Below are 15,569 nucleotides of genomic sequence, written 5' to 3' on the forward strand. Positions count from 1 at the left end.
GATGGCGAATATTAACTGGCGGCACATTGAGATTTTTCATGCGGTAATGACCAGCGGTAATCTCACGCAGGCCGCCGCGCTGCTGCACACTTCGCAACCCACCGTCAGCCGTGAGCTGGCGCGTCTGGAGCAGCAGCTGGGACTGACGCTGTTTGAACGGGTGCGCGGTCGTCTGCAGCCTACCATGCAGGGCCTGGGTCTGTTTGAAGAGGTGCAGCGCTCCTGGTACGGACTGGACCGTATCCTGGATGCGGCGGAAGGATTGCGGCAGTTTCGGCACGGAGAGCTTTCAGTGGCCTGCCTGCCGGCATTTTCGCAGTCGCTGCTGCCGCCTTTGCTGCAACCCTTTATGCAGCGCTATCCGCAGGTGAACCTGAACATTATTCCGCAGGAGTCGCCGCTGCTGGAGGAGTGGCTGTCGGCGCAGCGCTACGATCTCGGCCTGACCGAGACACAGCATGCACCTGCCGGCACGGAGCGCTTCTCCCTGCTGACCTGCGATGAAGTGTGCGTGCTGCCGCCGCAGCATCCGCTTTGTCAGCGCGATGTGCTGACACCTGCGGATTTCCATCAGCAAAATTTTGTCAGTCTGTCGCGGCATGACAGTTATCGTCAGCTGCTGGATGCGCTGTTTCTGGAACAGCAGGTTGAGCGACGGCTGGTGCTGGAGACCCACAGCGCCGCGTCGGTGTGCGCGATGGTGCGCGCCGGGATTGGTCTGTCAATTGTGAATCCGCTCACCGCGCTGGATTACGCGGCGAGCGGCGTGGTAATGCGGCGTTTCAGTATCAGCGTGCCGTTTACCGTGAGCCTGATCCGCCCGCAGCACCGGCCCGCCTCTGCGCTGGTTGACCGCTTCTGCCACCACCTGCAGCAACAGGTGGCGGCGTTTCCGGGGCTTATCGCCGCGCAACTCGCTTAGACGCGAACCGTATCGCCCTGCCCGCTGGCGTTGCGGAAGGTGATCACACACACCACCAGGCCGACAGCGGCGATGGCGGCAGCCGCAACCGGCACTGCCGTCAGGCCATAGCCGCGCGCAATAACGGCGCCGCCCACCCAGGCACCGAGCGCATTACCCACATTAAATGCAGCGATGTTCAGCGTGGACACCAGATTAGGCGCCTCTTTGCCGTGACGCACCACGTTGATCTGCAGACCCGGTACGGTGGCAAACGTCGCCATTGCCCACAGGAACAGCGTGATTTCAGCCAGCCAGAGCGCATGACTGGTCCAGCTGAAGAGCAGCGAGAACAGCGCAATCAGCGAGAAGCTGAGGATCAGACTGAAAGAGACTTTCCAGTCTGCCAGTTTACCGCCAATAATGTTGCCCGCCGTGAGGCCGGCGCCGATCAGGAACAGCGTCCAGCTCACGCCGCGATCGCTGATGCCGGTAACCTGAAGCAGCAGTGGCGCAATATAGCTGAACAGCGCAAACATCGCGGCGGCAAAGCAGACCGTCATCAGCAGCGACAGCCAGAGCCGTCCGTTGGCCAGGGCGCTAATCTCACTGGCCAGGTGAACCGGCTTCTCTTCTTTATTTGCCGGCAGGCTGACTATCAGGGCGATAAACGCCAGAATGCCGATAATCGCCACGCCCCAGAAGGTAGCACGCCAGCCAAACAGCTGACCAAACCAGGTGCCAAGCGGCACGCCCAGCACGTTTGCCAGCGTCAGACCGGTAAACATCAGCGCCACTGCGGACGCCTGACGGCCCGGCGCTACCAGGCTCGCTGCCACCACCGATCCAATGCCAAAAAACGCACCGTGACAGAGTGCGGTGACCACGCGTGCCAGCATCAGCAGGTTATAGCTATAGGCCAGCGCGCACAGCACGTTGCCGATAATAAAAATCACCATCAGCAGGCTCAGCGTGCGCTTGCGCGGCAGGCTTGCGGTCAGCAGCGCCATAATCGGTGCGCCAATCGCCACGCCGAGCGCGTAACCGCTGATCAGCCAGCCGGCTGAAGGAATCGACACCTGCAGATCGCCTGCCACTTCCGGCAGTAATCCCATAATGACAAACTCCGTGGTGCCAATGGCGAACGCACTCAGCGCCAGCGCCAGTAATGCAACAGGCATAACACACTCTCCCAAGATAATTTTGCAGGCGGGCCGTGCTGCGAACACAGCACGGTAAAACAGAACGCTTATTAATATTTGAACTGCGTCACGCAGCATTAAAGCACAGCCCTGCCAGCGCAACCACCCTGCACGCCGCAAGGCTATGTTGCCGGCGCGGCAATAATCCGCACGGGTCCGGCTTGTGGCACAGTGCCGGATAGTGATAGCGTTGCCCGGCATTCAGCCGGCGGAGGCTGGTAGCGGTCAGAACGCAGCGCCCAGGTGAGCGCCCCTACAGGAGAAAAAAGAGATGCGCCGGATAATTGCGCTGGCCGCATGCTGCCTCAGCGGCTGCTCGGTCGGACACTATGAGTACAGTAAAGAAGCCGCGCGCCGGGTGGATATGACCGTTACCGGTATTCCCACTATTCTTGGGATCGGCACGCTGGGCACGACTATTCCGCTGACCCCTGACTACAGCCTGACGGCGGCACACGTGGCGAAATATTCCCTTTATCGGGTAAAAGCCTGGCATCCCGACTGCGATCTTGCCGTGGTCTACCATAAAAATCAGGCAGGCAGCCTGCCGCCGGCGTTCCGTAACGGTCATATTGGCGATCGCGTTAATCTCTATGGCTACAGCTTTATCTCCGCTCTGCCGGTCGCCTCCAGCGGTGAGAATCTGGTGAATACCACGCTGGTAAACGGCTGGAACAAAGCAAACTGTGTGGTGGTGGCGGCCAGTGCGGGCGTAGTGAAAGGTATGTCGGGCGGTGCAGTTTATAACGCCAGTGACGATACGCTGGCCGGGGTCATCGTGGGCTTCAGTCGGCGAATCGACGATAACCAAAGCGGAAAAACGCTGTATAACGATGTGGCGCTCTACGTACCGTATGCGCGCTTTCAGACGTGGCTGGCAGACGTGCTCACGCCGTGATAACCGCTGCCCGTCTCTTTCCCGGGAGAGAGACGGGCAGCGCCTGCCGTTACTTCGCCGTCGGGCGCAGCGCCGGGAACAGGATCACATCGCGAATGGTGTGGCTGTTGGTAAACAGCATTACCATACGGTCGATGCCGATACCCAGGCCAGCCGTTGGTGGCAGACCATGCTCCAGAGCGGTCACGTAATCTTCATCGTAGAACATCGCTTCGTCATCGCCGGCATCTTTTGCATTCACCTGCTGCAGGAAACGCTCTGCCTGATCTTCAGCATCGTTCAGCTCTGAGAAGCCGTTACCGATTTCACGACCGCCAATGAAGAACTCAAAGCGATCGGTGATCTCCGGGTTCTCGTCATTACGGCGCGCCAGCGGTGAAACCTCCGCCGGATATTCGGTGATGAAGGTGGGCTGGATCAGATGAGCTTCCGCCGTCTCTTCAAAGATCTCCGTCACTACGCGACCCAGACCCCAGCTTTTCTCCACTTTGATATGCAGCGCGCTGGCGATCGCCACCGCTTTGTCAAAGTCTTCCAGATCGGCCAGGTCCGTTTCCGGACGATATTTTTTGATCGCTTCACGCATCGTGAGCTTCTCAAAAGGCTTACCGAAGTCAAAGGTGTGTTCGCCATATGCCACTTCAGTGGTGCCCAGCACGTCCTGCGCCAGCGTACGGAACAGGCTCTCAGTCAGCTCAATCAGATCTTTGTAATCTGCATACGCCATATAGAGTTCCATCATGGTGAACTCAGGATTATGACGCGGCGAGATGCCTTCGTTACGGAAGTTACGGTTGATCTCAAACACGCGATCGAAGCCGCCCACTACCAGACGCTTCAGGTAGAGCTCCGGCGCAATACGCAGATACATATCGATATCCAGCGCATTGTGATGGGTGATGAAAGGACGTGCAGAAGCGCCGCCCGGGATCACCTGCATCATTGGTGTTTCCACTTCCATAAAGTCGCGGTTTACCATGAACTGGCGAATACCTGCCATGATTTTCGAGCGCACCTGGAAGGTGTGACGCGATTCATCATTGGAGATCAGATCAAGATAGCGCTGGCGATAGCGCGTCTCCTGGTCAGCCAGTCCGTGGAACTTGTCCGGCAGCGGACGCAGTGCTTTGGTCAGCAGGCGCAGTTCTGAGATATGGATTGAGAGCTCGCCGGTTTTGGTTTTAAACAGCTTACCGCGTGCACCCAGAATATCGCCCAGATCCCACTTCTTGAACTGCTCGTTGTAGACGCCTTCCGGCAGATCGTCGCGCGAAACGTAGATCTGGATCTGACCGCCCACATCCTGCAGCGTGGCAAACGACGCCTTGCCCATGATACGGCGCGTCATCATACGACCGGCAACGCTGACTTCCACGCCCAGTGCTTCCAGCTCTTCGTTGCTCTTGTCGTCATAGCTGGCGTGCAAACGATCGGAGGTGGTGTCACGACGAAAATCGTTAGGAAACGCCACGCCCTTTTCACGCAGCGCGCTGAGTTTTTCGCGACGCGCTTTCAGTTCGTTGTTTAACTCAAGTGCGGCGTCAGCGTTCTGCGGTTGTTGTTCAGACATGTCGGTTCCTTATAGCCCTGCTTTTAAACTTGCTTCGATAAAACGATCCAGATCGCCATCCAGCACCGCCTGGGTATTGCGGGTCTCTACGCTGGTACGCAGATCTTTGATGCGGGAGTCATCCAGCACGTAAGAACGAATCTGGCTGCCCCAGCCGATATCCGATTTGTTCTCTTCTGCGGCCTGCTTGTCAGCATTTTTCTTCTGCATCTCATATTCATAGAGCTTGGCACGCAGCTGTTTGAAGGCCTGGTCTTTGTTCTTGTGCTGTGAACGGTCGTTCTGGCACTGCACCACAATGTTGGTCGGCAGGTGGGTAATACGCACCGCAGACTCGGTTTTGTTGACGTGCTGACCACCCGCACCCGATGCGCGATAGACGTCAATGCGCAGATCGGCCGGGTTGATATCGATATCGATGTTGTCATCCACTTCCGGATAGATAAACACCGAACTGAACGAGGTGTGACGACGGCCGCCGGAGTCAAACGGACTCTTGCGTACCAGGCGGTGAACGCCGGTTTCCGTACGCAGCCAGCCGTAGGCGTAGTCACCAATGATCTTGATGGTGGCAGATTTGGTGCCTGCGACTTCGCCTTCCGACTCTTCGATGATCTCGGTTTTAAACCCTTTAGCCTCTGCCCAGCGCAGATACATGCGCAGCAGCATACTGGCCCAGTCCTGCGCTTCCGTACCGCCGGAGCCTGCCTGAATATCCATGTAGCAGTCAGCGCTGTCATACTCGCCTGAGAACATGCGGCGGAATTCCAGCTCACCCAGCTTTACTTCCAGCGCGTCGAGCTCAACCACGGCTTCGTTGAAGGTTTCTTCATCGTCCGCTTCAACCGCCAGCTCCAGCAGGCCCTGCACATCTTCCAGACCCTGGTGCATGTGCTCGAGGGTTTCAACGACGGCTTCCAGCGACGCGCGCTCTTTGCCGAGCGCCTGCGCGCGTTCAGGTTCATTCCAGACGTCCGGCTGTTCCAGCTCGGCGTTTACTTCTTCAAGACGTTCTTTCTTGGCATCGTAGTCAAAGATACCCCCTAAGAACGCCGCTGCGCTCGCTGAGGTCCTGGATACGATTTTTGACCGGATTAATTTCAAACATGGCTTTTCAGTCTTTTTTGGCGATACGGTGAGAAAAGATAAAGTAACGCATGAGTTTACCCGAAAGCGCGCGCGGTTTGTAGCGGCGCGCGCGGTCAGAGCGGCCAGATATGATCGATAATCAGCTGCACAGAGCGGTTACCGCGATACTCATTGATATCCAGCTTATAGGCCAGCTCAACCTGCCGCACGCTGGTATCCGGCCAGAGCCGGGTGTCGACGTTAAACGCGATCCCGTCCAGCAGCGGTCCGCCACCGAGCGGTTCCACCATTACTTTCAGGTGACGCTCGCCCACCAGCCGCTGCTGCAGCAGTTTGAATTTGCCGTCAAAGACCGGTTCCGGGAACGCCTGCCCCCACGGCCCCGCCTCGCGCAGCATTTCCGCGGTATGCAGGCTGAACTCCTGCGCGTGCAGTTCACCGTCTGACCACACCACGCCCTGCAGCGCCTCGCCATCCAGCCACTCATCAATCAGCGCGGCAAAGCGCTCGCGAAACGCGTCATATTTTTCCGTTTCCAGCGACAATCCCGCTGCCATGGCATGACCACCAAATTTGATAATCAGGCCCGGATAGAGTGTATCAAGCCGTTCCAGCGCATCGCGCAGGTGCAGGCCGGCAATTGAGCGGCCCGACCCTTTTAGCGTGCCATCGCCCGCGGGCGCAAACGCAATAACCGGCCGGTGAAAACGCTCTTTCAGGCGCGAGGCGAGGATCCCCACCACCCCCTGATGCCATTCAGGATGATAAAAGGCCAGACCCAGCGGCAGATCGCTGTGCTGACGCTCCAGCGCGTCGCACAGCGCCAGCGCTTCGCTTTTCATGCCCTGTTCAATTTCTTTGCGCGTCTGGTTCAGCGCATCCAGCTCGCTGGCCAGCATGCGCGCCTGCGCAATATCCTCGGTCAGCAGCAGCGCCACGCCAACCGACATATCGTCAAGCCGCCCCGCCGCGTTAAGACGCGGGCCGACGGCAAAGCCGAGGTCGCTGGCCGCCAGCTGGCGCGCATCGCGGTTTGCGATCTCCAGCAGCGCCCGGATACCGGCGCGGCATTTACCGGCACGAATGCGGCTCAGCCCCTGCCACACCAGAATGCGGTTGTTGGCATCCAGCGGCACCACGTCCGCGACGGTGCCAAGTGCGACCAGATCGAGCCACGCGGCCAGATTGGGTTCGCTGCGCTGGGGAGTAAACCAGCCCTGTTCGCGCAGATGCGCGCGCAGCGCCAGCATCAGGTAGAACGCCACGCCCACGCCCGCCAGCGCGCGCGACGGAAAAGCGCTGTCGCTGAGGTTGGAATTGACGATAGCGTCGGCGGCCGGCAGCGTCTCGCCCGGCAGATGGTGATCGGTGATCAGGACCGGGATGCCGTGCGCCGCGGCCGTTTCGACGCCCGCGTGCGAGGAGATGCCGTTATCCACGGTGAGGATCATCTCCGCGCCGCGCGCGCGCGCCTGCTCCACCACTTCCGGACTCAGGCCATAGCCATCGTCAAAGCGGTTAGGCACCAGATAGTCCACGTTGCCGCCCATGCTGCGCAGCGCCAGCACGGTAAGGGCGGTACTGGTTGCGCCGTCGGCGTCAAAATCACCGACCACCATAATGCGCTGACCGCCTGTGAGCATCCGGTGCAGCAGCGCAACCGCAGCGTCTATGCCGCCGAGGCTCTGCCACGGCAGCAGATATTTTGCCCCGCGCTCCAGCTCTGCCGCAGTTTTAACACCGCGATGCAGATAGAGACGCCGCAGCAGAGGCGGCAAATCGTCAGGCAGGCTGGCATCAGCCGGCAGCGTGCGCCGACGCAGTTCTGTAGTGTGCATCACTGTGAATTAGCCGCCCCGCTTCTGACCATCAAGCACCTGCTTCAGCTCCTGCGGACCCTGATAGCCGGGGATCATCATACCGCTGTCGGTAAGAATGGCGGGCGTGCCCTGAATACCGAACAGAATGCCGAGTTTGTAGTGCTTATCGAGATTGAGTTTGCAGGTCGCTGGCGCATCCATCTGCGGCGTATCGCCTTTCATTGCCTGATCGAACGCTTTGTTGCGATCGGCACTGCACCAGATCGCCTTCATCGCTTTCTCAACCTGACCGTTCAGCCCTTCGCGCGGGAAAGCGAGATAGCGCACCGTGATACCCAGCGCGTTGTAGTCCGCCATCTGCTCATGCAGCTTACGGCAGTAGCCGCAGGTGATATCGGTAAATACCGTGATCACGTGCTGCTCTTTCGGCGCTTTATAGACGATCATTTCCGGTGCCAGCGCGGCGACTTTTTTGTCCAGCAGCTGGTTAGTAACATTGACCGGCTGCGCGCCGCTGACGTCATACAGCGGCCCCTGAATCATATGTTTGCCATCTTCGGTGATGTAAATCACCCCGCTTTCCGTCAGCACCGTTTTCATGCCCGGCAGCGGCGATGGCTGGATCTCAGCCTGCTGCAAACCCACTTTTTTCAGCGTCTGCTGAATGGCGCTGTCATCAGCCTGGGCCAGAGCGGAAAAGGCGCTGACCAGCAGAGCCAGAACGGTAAACTGTTTTTTCATCATAAGTCCTTGTTGCCGCTGCTCAGGCGCGCGGATGGTGCTGTTGATGTAACTGACGCAGCCGCTCGGTGGCAACATGCGTATAAATCTGGGTAGTCGACAGGTCGCTGTGGCCCAGTAGCATCTGTACGACGCGCAAATCCGCGCCGTGGTTCAGTAAATGTGTGGCAAAGGCATGCCGCAGCACGTGCGGTGACAGTTTTTCACTGTCGATACCCGCCAGCGTCGCATAGTGCTTGATACGGTGCCAGAAGGTCTGGCGTGTCATCTGCTGTGCACGCTGGCTGGGAAACAGGACGTCCAGCGTCTGGCCGTTCAGCAGCCAGGGCCGCCCGTGTTCCATATAGTGCTCTATCCAGTAGATCGCTTCTTCACCTAATGGCACCAGCCGCTCTTTGTTACCTTTACCGATGACGCGTAAAACCCCCTGCCGCAGACTGACATCGCTGATGGTCAGCCCCACCAGCTCTGAGACGCGCAGGCCGGTGGCGTAAAGCACCTCCAGCATCGCTTTATCGCGCAGCTCCAGCGGAATATCTGTTGCCGGCGTCTGCAGCAACCGGTCGACCTGACTCTCGCTGAGATCTTTCGGCAGCCGCTGTGGCAGCTTAGGGGCGGAAAGCAGCGCGCTGGGATCGTCACTGCGCAGCTTTTCACGGTAGAGATACTGAAACAGCCGGCGCATGGCGCTCAGCGTGCGGGCTGAACTGGTGGCTTTATAGCCGCCCTCAATACGCTCTGCAAGAAACTGCTGCAGATCCAGCGCCTGCAGCGTCAGCAGCGTCAGGTTGTGATGCTGCAGCCATGCGGTGAGGGTTTGCAGATCCTGACGGTAAGAGGCCAGCGTGTTTTGCGCCAGATTGCGCTCCAGCCAGAGCGCATCAAGAAACTGTTCAATCAGATCGCTATCCTGCACGTTATCCTCTCGCCAGTGTGAAATCGTGCTCATTATGCCTTAAAGCAGAGGGGTTCTGGTACAATTGCGCCAGAGTGAGTTTCATACAGAGCATTAACCGCATGAATATCGGACTTTTTTACGGTTCAAGTACCTGTTACACCGAAATGGCAGCGGAAAAAATCCGCGACTTTATTGGTGAAGAGCTGGTGACGCTGCATAACCTCAAAGATGATGACCCCTCGCTGATGGAGCAGTATGACCTGCTGATCCTCGGTATTCCGACCTGGGATTTTGGCGAGCTGCAGGAGGACTGGGAAGCGATATGGTCGCAGCTGCCCGGACTAAATCTGCAGGGGAAAATTGTGGCGCTCTACGGCATGGGCGACCAGATTGAGTATAGCGAGTGGTTTCTTGATGCGCTGGGCATGCTGCATGAGCTGCTGCAGCCGATGGGCGTGCAGTTTGTCGGCTACTGGCCGCTGGAGGGTTACACCTTTACCAGCCGCAAGCCGCTGACCGCTGACGGCACACAGTTTGTTGGCCTGGCGCTGGACGACGTTAACCAGTTTGAGCAGAGCGACGAGCGCATTGAGCAGTGGTGCGAGCAGGTGCTCACGGAAACAGCAGACCGGCTTTAACGCCGATCTGCAGCGTCACTGAGCGCGTCGTGCGCGCGCAGCTGCCGCCAGCTGCGCATCGTCATGGCGTCCTGCATCAGCCAGAAACGCCAGCGCTGGTCCTGCGCGTTCTGCAGGGTCAGCAGCACACCCCACGGCTGCCACTGCGCCGTCCGTACCGTATACCAGCAGGTTCCCTGCCAGCCCCAGCTCCCCTGTTCATCCCGCGTCAGCTCGCCGCTGCGTTGCCGTAAGCGTTGCTCAGTGCGCCAGCTTTCCGCCAGCACCGCGACGGAAAGCAGCGCCTGCAGCACATACCGCTCCGCAGGCCAGGCGAACAGCAGCAGCGTCACACAGCTCAAACCGGCCGCCAGATTAGTCAGCCGGGCGCTGCGTGAAGGACGGAGGCTACATTGCCACCGGACCGCGTTCACGGTTACGCTGCTGGATCAGTTTTACCATGCGCTTAAACTCGGGATCCGCGGGCTCGCCGTGGTCCATCATCCAGTTAAACAGATCCGGATCGTCACTCTTCAGTAAAGCAACAAACACCCGCTTATCTTCATCACTTAGCGAGTCATACTCATAGTGAAAAAAAGGCATAATGGAGACATCAAGCTCAAGCATGCCCCGGCGGCAGGCCCACTTAACGCGTGATTTGTCATGAATATCCATGTGTCGTGTTCCACGGCTGTAAACAGTGGGGGCCAGTGTACCTGCTTTTTTGGCCCGCTGCAGGCTGAGTGCTGTTTCCTGCGCAGGATTACGCAAAGTGACAGACTACGTTGCTGCGCTATCACGCGATTTGTGCGCCCGGTTCCGTAAACAGGTTGCATTGCCCGGCTGCTCTTTTAACATTGAACAAACAACTCCGGACACATTTGATTAATCAGGATGGACACATGCCGATTTTCACCCTCCCTCCCCGCCAGCCTGTCGCTGCGGCACGCCTGCCCCTGACGCTGATGTCGCTTGATGAGTGGGCGCTGGTGTCGGTGCAGGGCAAAGACAGCACCAGCTATCTGCAGGGGCAGCTGACGCTGGATGTCGCGACGCTGGCCAGCGATCAGCATCGTCAGGCCGCCCACTGCGACGCCAAAGGCAAAATGTGGAGCAACCTGCGCCTGTTTCATCGCGGCGAGGGATACGCCTATCTGGTGCGCCGCAGCCTGCGTGACCAGCAAATCGCTGAGCTGAAAAAGTATGCGGTGTTTGCCAAAGTGGCCATCGAAGCTGACGATGACGCTGTCCTGCTGGGCGTTGCCGGTTTTCAGGCGCGTGCGGCACTGGCCAATCTGTTTACAGCGCTGCCGGATGCAGAGCACGCGGTGGTGCAGCAGGATGAGAGCACGCTGCTGTGGCTGGATCAGCCTGCTGAACGTTTTGTGGTGGTGACCACGCCGGCAAAAGCGGAGGCAATTAAAGCGGCACTGGACGGTGAGGCGCAGTTCAACGACAGCAGGCAGTGGCTGGCGCTGGATATCGAGGCGGGTATTCCGGTTATCGACGCCGCCACCACCGCGCAGCTGATCCCGCAGGCAACCAACCTGCAGGCGCTGGATGCCATCAGCTTCAAGAAAGGCTGCTATACCGGGCAGGAGATGGTGGCGCGGGCAAAATTCCGCGGTGCCAACAAGCGCGCCCTGTTCTGGCTGGCGGGCAGCGCCGGTAAAGTTCCGGAAGCGGGGAGTGCAATGGAGCTGCAGATGGGCGAGCGCTGGCGGCGCACCGGCACGGTACTGAGCGCGGTACAGCTTGAGGATGGCAGCGTCTGGGTGCAGATGGTGATGAATAACGATCCGGAACCAGATGCTATCCTGCGCGCTGAAGGTGATGAGGGCGGCGAACTCACCCTTCAGCCACTGCCTTACGCACTGGACGCATAAGGCGCATAAAGCGGGGGGCCATCAGGCGTCCCGCTTTGCGCATAACGCGTTTATTTCACATAAAAATAGATGGCACAGAAGTGCAGTACGCTGCCGCCGAGAACAAAGCCGTGCCAGATCGCATGGTTAAAGGGTATCCGGCGCGATACGTAGAAAATCACCCCCAGTGAGTAAACCACTCCCCCTGCTGCCAGCAGCCAGATACCACCGGCGGAAAGCCGCATCGCCAGCTGATAGATCACCACCAGCGACAGCCACCCCATACTGAGATAAGTCACCAGCGACAGGACCTTAAAGCGGTGCGCAATCGTCAGCTTAAAAATGATGCCTGCCAGCGCCAGACTCCAGATCACTACCATCAGTCCGTGTGCCAGCGGCGATTTCAGCCCGACCAGCAGGAACGGCGTATAGGTGCCGGCAATCAGCAGATAGATAGCGCAGTGATCAAATTTTTTCAGCCACGGCCGCGCGCGCTGGTGCGGAATAGCGTGGTAGAGCGTGGAGGCGAGATAGAGCAAAATCATGCTGCCGCCATAGAGGCTGTAGCTGGTGATGGCGGTGACGCTTGCCTGTGTTTCCACTGCCTGCGTCAGCAGCAGCACCAGACCGGCGATACCAAACAGGCAGCCAATGCCATGGCTGATGCTGTTAGCTATCTCTTCGGCCAGCGTATAGCCGGGCGTAGTGAGTGCGGGTTTTACCATGGCGCGGGGTTCCTGAAGATAGAGAGTGTTGTTTTTTATCATCCCCAGCCTAACCGGGATCTTTTTCAGTGTACACCTGTACGCTCAACTATTTCTGTGACGAGGTGTGTCCTCCGGCACGCAACGCAATCTGGTACACTGCAGATCCCCTTTTCTGCCTGAGCGATGTCCCGCATGTTTGCACACCGCGATCTCTCCAGCCTGAACGATCTTGAGATGCAGGTTTACCATTTCATCATTAAACATCCGCAAAGCGTCAGCTATATGACCATTCGCGATCTGGCGGCGCAGGCGGGCGTCTCCACCACCACCGTGCTGCGCTTTTGCCGTAAGCTGCACTGTGACGGCTGGTCAGAGTTTCGCATTCGCTTTCGTCTGGCGCAGGAGCAGACAACGCCTGCGATCCCCTCATCGGGTCCCGGCGAAATGCTGAGTTTTTTCAAAAGTATTCATAACGCCGAGTTTGAGCAGCAGATTACGCAGGCCGCGCAGATGATCCTGCAGGCCGGGCACATTTTCTTTATTGGTGCCGGCACATCGGGCAGTCTCGGTAAATATGGCGCGCGCTTCTTTTCCAACGTGGGCAAATTCAGCCACCATATTGATGACCCTTACTATCCGGTTATGCCCGGTGCCAGTGAGAGCGCGCTGGCGATTATTCTCTCTGTTTCCGGTGAGACTGAAGAGATTTTGCGCTTCGCCAGTCAGTTCAGTCTCAACCGCTGCAAAATCATCGCCATCACCAATCACGACAGCAGCTCGCTGGCAAAAATGGCAGACTTTACCCTCTCCTATCATGTGCCGCAGATCACGCTGGCCGGGCAGCATGACCTCACCACACAGGTCCCGGTAATGTATATCATCGAAACGCTGGGACGCACGCTGGCGCGTATGCTATCTCCCTGAAAACACCTTGTTTTTTGGCTGTAACAGGTTACATATGGCGTGCGGTGTTATAGCGTGACATTCGCCGGCTGCTTGTTACACTGCGAAAAATTCTGTTTTCACCTGACGTATGATGAGGCTGAACAATGCGTGATGATTTGCAGTTACCACAAGGGTTTCTCTGGGGCGGCGCGGTAGCCGCGCATCAGGTTGAGGGCGGCTGGGATCAGGGCGGCAAAGGCGTCAGCATTGCTGACGTGCTGACCGGCGGTGCACACGGTGTTGACCGCGTGATCACCGACGGCGTACAGCCGGGCAAACACTATCCTAACCACCAGGCGGTGGAGTTTTATTCGCACTACAAAGAGGATGTTGCGCTGTTTGCTGAGATGGGCTTTAAGTGCTTCCGCACGTCTATCGCGTGGACGCGCATTTTCCCTAACGGGGATGAAGCGCAGCCTAACGAGGCGGGCCTGCAGTTCTATGATGACCTGTTCGATGAGCTGCTGAAATATGGTATCGAACCGGTGATCACCCTGTCGCATTTTGAGATGCCCTATCATCTGGTAAAAGAGTATGGCGGCTGGGCTGACCGCCGGCTGGTCGATTTCTTTGTACGCTTCAGCGATGTGGTGATGACGCGCTATCAGCATAAAGTGAAGTACTGGATGACCTTTAACGAGATCAATAACCAGCGCAACTGGCAATATCCGCTGTTTGGCTACTGCTGTTCCGGCGTGGTATTTACCGACCATGAGAAGCCAGAGCAGACGATGTACCAGGTCATGCATCATCAGTTTGTCGCCAGTGCAAAAGTGGTGAAGCGCGGGCATGAGATCAATCCCGATTTTCAGATTGGCTGCATGATCGCCATGGTGCCGGTCTATCCCTTCTCCTGCCATCCGGACGATGTCATGCGCGCGCAGGAGGCGATGCATCAGCGCTACGTCTTCAGCGATGTACAGATGCGCGGTGCTTATCCCGCTTACACGCTGAAAGAGTGGGCGCGCAAAGGCTATCACATTGAGATGGCTGAAGAGGATGCTGAAACCCTGCAGCAGGGCTGCTGTGATTATATCGGCTTCAGCTACTACATGAGCAACGCGGTGGATACCCGCGCCAGCGGCGTGGATGACCCGATTACCGGCTTTGACGGTGTGGTGCCCAATCCGCATGTCAAAGCCTCAGACTGGGGCTGGCAGATCGATCCGGTTGGCCTGCGCTATGTGCTGAATTCGCTCTATGAGCGCTACCAGAAACCGCTGTTTATTGTGGAAAACGGTTTTGGCGCGATCGACAACGCTGATGCAGAGGGCTTTATTGCCGATGACTACCGCATCGACTATCTGCGGGCGCATATCGAAGAGATGAAAAAAGCGGTGGCGCTGGATGGCGTAGAGCTGCTGGGTTACACGCCGTGGGGCTGTATTGACTGCGTCTCGTTCACTACCGGCCAGTACAGCAAACGCTACGGCTTTATCCACGTCGATAAAAACGATGACGGCAGCGGCACCTTTGCGCGCTCAAAGAAAAAGAGCTTTAGCTGGTATCAGCAGGTGATCGCCAGCAATGGTGCCACGCTCTGACAGAATAGCGCGGCGGATATCAGAGTCCGCCCGTCACATCCAGCATGCTGCCGGTGACGTAAGCGGCGGCATCGCTGCTCAGCCAGAGGATCGCACGGGCGATCTCTTCTGGCTGTGCACCGCGGCCCAGCGGAATGCGCTGCGCCACCCGATCAACCCGCCCCGGCTCGCCGCCATCCGCATGCATGTCGGTATAAGTGGAACCAGGACGTACGCCGGTTACCCGGATCCCCTGTGCGGCCACCTCGCGCGCCAGCCCGCGGGTCAGCGTATCCACCGCCGCTTTTGACGCTGCGTAATCCACATACTCGTCCGGCGCGCCGCTGTGCACGGCACCTGATGAAACGTTCACAATCACGCCACCCTGCCCGCCATACGCCCTGCTCATGCGTTTCACCGCTTCACGACAGCAGATAAAGGTCCCGGTGACGTTCGTGGCCAGCACGCGCTGAATGCGCTCAGCGCTCAGCGCTTCTACCCGGCACTGCGTAAACAGAATTCCGGCATTGTTCACCACGATCCGCAGCGCGCCCGGCTGCTCATCCAGCTGTGCAAACAGCCTCACCACCTGCGCCTCGTCGGCGATATCCGCCTGCAGCGCGCAGGCGCTGCCGCCCTGGCTGACAATCTCCGCAACCAGCTGTTCTGCATCGGCGGCCCGCTGACGATAGTTGATTACCACGCGGTAGCCCGCCTGCGCCAGCAGCAGCGAGGTGGCGCGTCCGATGCCCCGGCTGCCGCCGGTGACCAGTGCCAGATCCATATATGCCTC

General features: G+C 58.4%; 16 protein-coding genes. 6 read left to right on the top strand and 10 right to left on the bottom strand.

The annotated features are described in order from the left end of the window. The first annotated feature begins 1 nt into the window (after position 1). On the top strand, positions 2-922 hold the full coding sequence (locus tag SB719_RS06035) for a LysR family transcriptional regulator (protein WP_412159039.1): 921 nt from the start codon (positions 2-4) through the stop codon (positions 920-922). Here SB719_RS06035 and SB719_RS06040 read toward each other — a convergent pair. After that, entirely contained in the window at positions 919-2,082 is a 1,164-nt protein-coding gene (locus tag SB719_RS06040; protein WP_293005917.1) for an MFS transporter, read from the bottom strand. The two genes, SB719_RS06035 and SB719_RS06040, sit on opposite strands and share 4 nt — an antisense overlap. A 292-nt stretch (positions 2,083-2,374) precedes the next feature. Here SB719_RS06040 and SB719_RS06045 point away from each other — a divergent pair, with 292 nt between their 5' ends. After that, positions 2,375-3,001: a hypothetical protein gene (locus SB719_RS06045; protein ID WP_065648271.1), complete on the top strand. Its 627-nt coding sequence runs from the start codon at positions 2,375-2,377 to the stop codon at positions 2,999-3,001. A gap of 49 nt (positions 3,002-3,050) precedes the next feature. On the opposite strand, the gene lysS is transcribed toward SB719_RS06045, so the two are convergent. The 5 genes from lysS to xerD form a co-directional block, all read right to left on the bottom strand. Continuing rightward, positions 3,051-4,571, bottom strand: a complete 1,521-nt coding sequence (gene lysS / locus SB719_RS06050) for a lysine--tRNA ligase (protein ID WP_039380000.1) — start codon at positions 4,569-4,571, stop codon at positions 3,051-3,053. A gap of 9 nt (positions 4,572-4,580) precedes the next feature. Further along, positions 4,581-5,679, bottom strand: a protein-coding gene (gene prfB, locus SB719_RS06055; RefSeq protein WP_139074170.1) for a peptide chain release factor 2 whose coding sequence is annotated in 2 segments (ribosomal slippage) — positions 4,581-5,603 and positions 5,605-5,679 — 1,098 coding nt in all. Because the reading frame shifts where the segments join, the coding sequence is not laid out codon by codon here. Positions 5,680-5,773: 94 nt separating this feature from the next. Further along, the gene (gene recJ, locus SB719_RS06060; protein ID WP_412159093.1) at positions 5,774-7,498 is read right to left on the bottom strand and encodes a single-stranded-DNA-specific exonuclease RecJ; all 1,725 of its coding nucleotides are present in this window, start codon (positions 7,496-7,498) and stop codon (positions 5,774-5,776) included. A 9-nt stretch (positions 7,499-7,507) separates the two neighbouring features. After that, positions 7,508-8,221, bottom strand: a complete 714-nt coding sequence (gene dsbC, locus SB719_RS06065) for a bifunctional protein-disulfide isomerase/oxidoreductase DsbC (protein ID WP_065648269.1) — start codon at positions 8,219-8,221, stop codon at positions 7,508-7,510. A gap of 22 nt (positions 8,222-8,243) precedes the next feature. Continuing rightward, on the bottom strand, positions 8,244-9,170 hold the full coding sequence (gene xerD, locus SB719_RS06070; protein ID WP_139074169.1) for a site-specific tyrosine recombinase XerD: 927 nt from the start codon (positions 9,168-9,170) through the stop codon (positions 8,244-8,246). Positions 9,171-9,238: 68 nt separating this feature from the next. On the opposite strand from xerD, the gene fldB reads away from it, so the two are divergent. Next, positions 9,239-9,757, top strand: a complete 519-nt coding sequence (fldB, locus tag SB719_RS06075) for a flavodoxin FldB (protein ID WP_065648268.1) — start codon at positions 9,239-9,241, stop codon at positions 9,755-9,757. On the opposite strand, the gene SB719_RS06080 is transcribed toward fldB, so the two are convergent. After that, entirely contained in the window at positions 9,754-10,170 is a 417-nt protein-coding gene (locus SB719_RS06080; protein ID WP_314687390.1) for a protein YgfX, read from the bottom strand. The two genes, fldB and SB719_RS06080, sit on opposite strands and share 4 nt — an antisense overlap. Then, entirely contained in the window at positions 10,145-10,411 is a 267-nt protein-coding gene (gene sdhE / locus SB719_RS06085; RefSeq protein WP_039380010.1) for an FAD assembly factor SdhE, read from the bottom strand. The genes SB719_RS06080 and sdhE overlap by 26 nt, the downstream gene beginning before the upstream one ends. Positions 10,412-10,638: 227 nt before the next feature. Here sdhE and ygfZ point away from each other — a divergent pair, with 227 nt between their 5' ends. Next, the gene (ygfZ, locus tag SB719_RS06090) at positions 10,639-11,622 is read left to right on the top strand and encodes a tRNA-modifying protein YgfZ (RefSeq protein ID WP_065648266.1); all 984 of its coding nucleotides are present in this window, start codon (positions 10,639-10,641) and stop codon (positions 11,620-11,622) included. Positions 11,623-11,672: 50 nt separating this feature from the next. On the opposite strand, the gene trhA is transcribed toward ygfZ, so the two are convergent. Beyond that, positions 11,673-12,326: a PAQR family membrane homeostasis protein TrhA gene (trhA, locus tag SB719_RS06095; RefSeq protein ID WP_065648265.1), complete on the bottom strand. Its 654-nt coding sequence runs from the start codon at positions 12,324-12,326 to the stop codon at positions 11,673-11,675. A gap of 174 nt (positions 12,327-12,500) precedes the next feature. On the opposite strand from trhA, the gene SB719_RS06100 reads away from it, so the two are divergent. Together SB719_RS06100 and SB719_RS06105 are read left to right on the top strand one after the other, a co-directional pair. Next, entirely contained in the window at positions 12,501-13,232 is a 732-nt protein-coding gene (locus SB719_RS06100; protein WP_065648264.1) for a MurR/RpiR family transcriptional regulator, read from the top strand. Positions 13,233-13,357: 125 nt separating this feature from the next. Then, complete coding sequence (locus tag SB719_RS06105; RefSeq protein ID WP_292968569.1) at positions 13,358-14,797, top strand: 6-phospho-beta-glucosidase; 1,440 nt, start codon at positions 13,358-13,360, stop codon at positions 14,795-14,797. 19 nt (positions 14,798-14,816) lie between these two features. Here the strand turns inward: SB719_RS06105 and SB719_RS06110 are convergent, their stop codons facing one another. Further along, complete coding sequence (locus tag SB719_RS06110) at positions 14,817-15,560, bottom strand: SDR family oxidoreductase (RefSeq protein WP_412159040.1); 744 nt, start codon at positions 15,558-15,560, stop codon at positions 14,817-14,819. Positions 15,561-15,569: the final 9 nt, after the last annotated feature.

Source organism: Pantoea sp. SIMBA_079 (genome assembly GCF_046940275.1).
GTDB lineage: Bacteria > Pseudomonadota > Gammaproteobacteria > Enterobacterales > Enterobacteriaceae > Pantoea > Pantoea borealis.

Excerpts from the sequence above, each read along its gene's own strand:
- SB719_RS06035 (WP_412159039.1), top strand. The coding sequence starts at position 2 with ATGGCGAATATTAACTGGCGGCACATTGAGATTTTTCATGCGGTAATG.
- SB719_RS06040 (WP_293005917.1), bottom strand. The coding sequence starts at position 2,082 with ATGCCTGTTGCATTACTGGCGCTGGCGCTGAGTGCGTTCGCCATTGGC.
- SB719_RS06045 (WP_065648271.1), top strand. The coding sequence starts at position 2,375 with ATGCGCCGGATAATTGCGCTGGCCGCATGCTGCCTCAGCGGCTGCTCG.
- lysS (WP_039380000.1), bottom strand. The coding sequence starts at position 4,571 with ATGTCTGAACAACAACCGCAGAACGCTGACGCCGCACTTGAGTTAAAC.
- recJ (WP_412159093.1), bottom strand. The coding sequence starts at position 7,498 with ATGCACACTACAGAACTGCGTCGGCGCACGCTGCCGGCTGATGCCAGC.
- dsbC (WP_065648269.1), bottom strand. The coding sequence starts at position 8,221 with ATGAAAAAACAGTTTACCGTTCTGGCTCTGCTGGTCAGCGCCTTTTCC.
- xerD (WP_139074169.1), bottom strand. The coding sequence starts at position 9,170 with ATGAGCACGATTTCACACTGGCGAGAGGATAACGTGCAGGATAGCGAT.
- fldB (WP_065648268.1), top strand. The coding sequence starts at position 9,239 with ATGAATATCGGACTTTTTTACGGTTCAAGTACCTGTTACACCGAAATG.
- sdhE (WP_039380010.1), bottom strand. The coding sequence starts at position 10,411 with ATGGATATTCATGACAAATCACGCGTTAAGTGGGCCTGCCGCCGGGGC.
- ygfZ (WP_065648266.1), top strand. The coding sequence starts at position 10,639 with ATGCCGATTTTCACCCTCCCTCCCCGCCAGCCTGTCGCTGCGGCACGC.
- trhA (WP_065648265.1), bottom strand. The coding sequence starts at position 12,326 with ATGGTAAAACCCGCACTCACTACGCCCGGCTATACGCTGGCCGAAGAG.
- SB719_RS06100 (WP_065648264.1), top strand. The coding sequence starts at position 12,501 with ATGTTTGCACACCGCGATCTCTCCAGCCTGAACGATCTTGAGATGCAG.
- SB719_RS06105 (WP_292968569.1), top strand. The coding sequence starts at position 13,358 with ATGCGTGATGATTTGCAGTTACCACAAGGGTTTCTCTGGGGCGGCGCG.
- SB719_RS06110 (WP_412159040.1), bottom strand. The coding sequence starts at position 15,560 with ATGGATCTGGCACTGGTCACCGGCGGCAGCCGGGGCATCGGACGCGCC.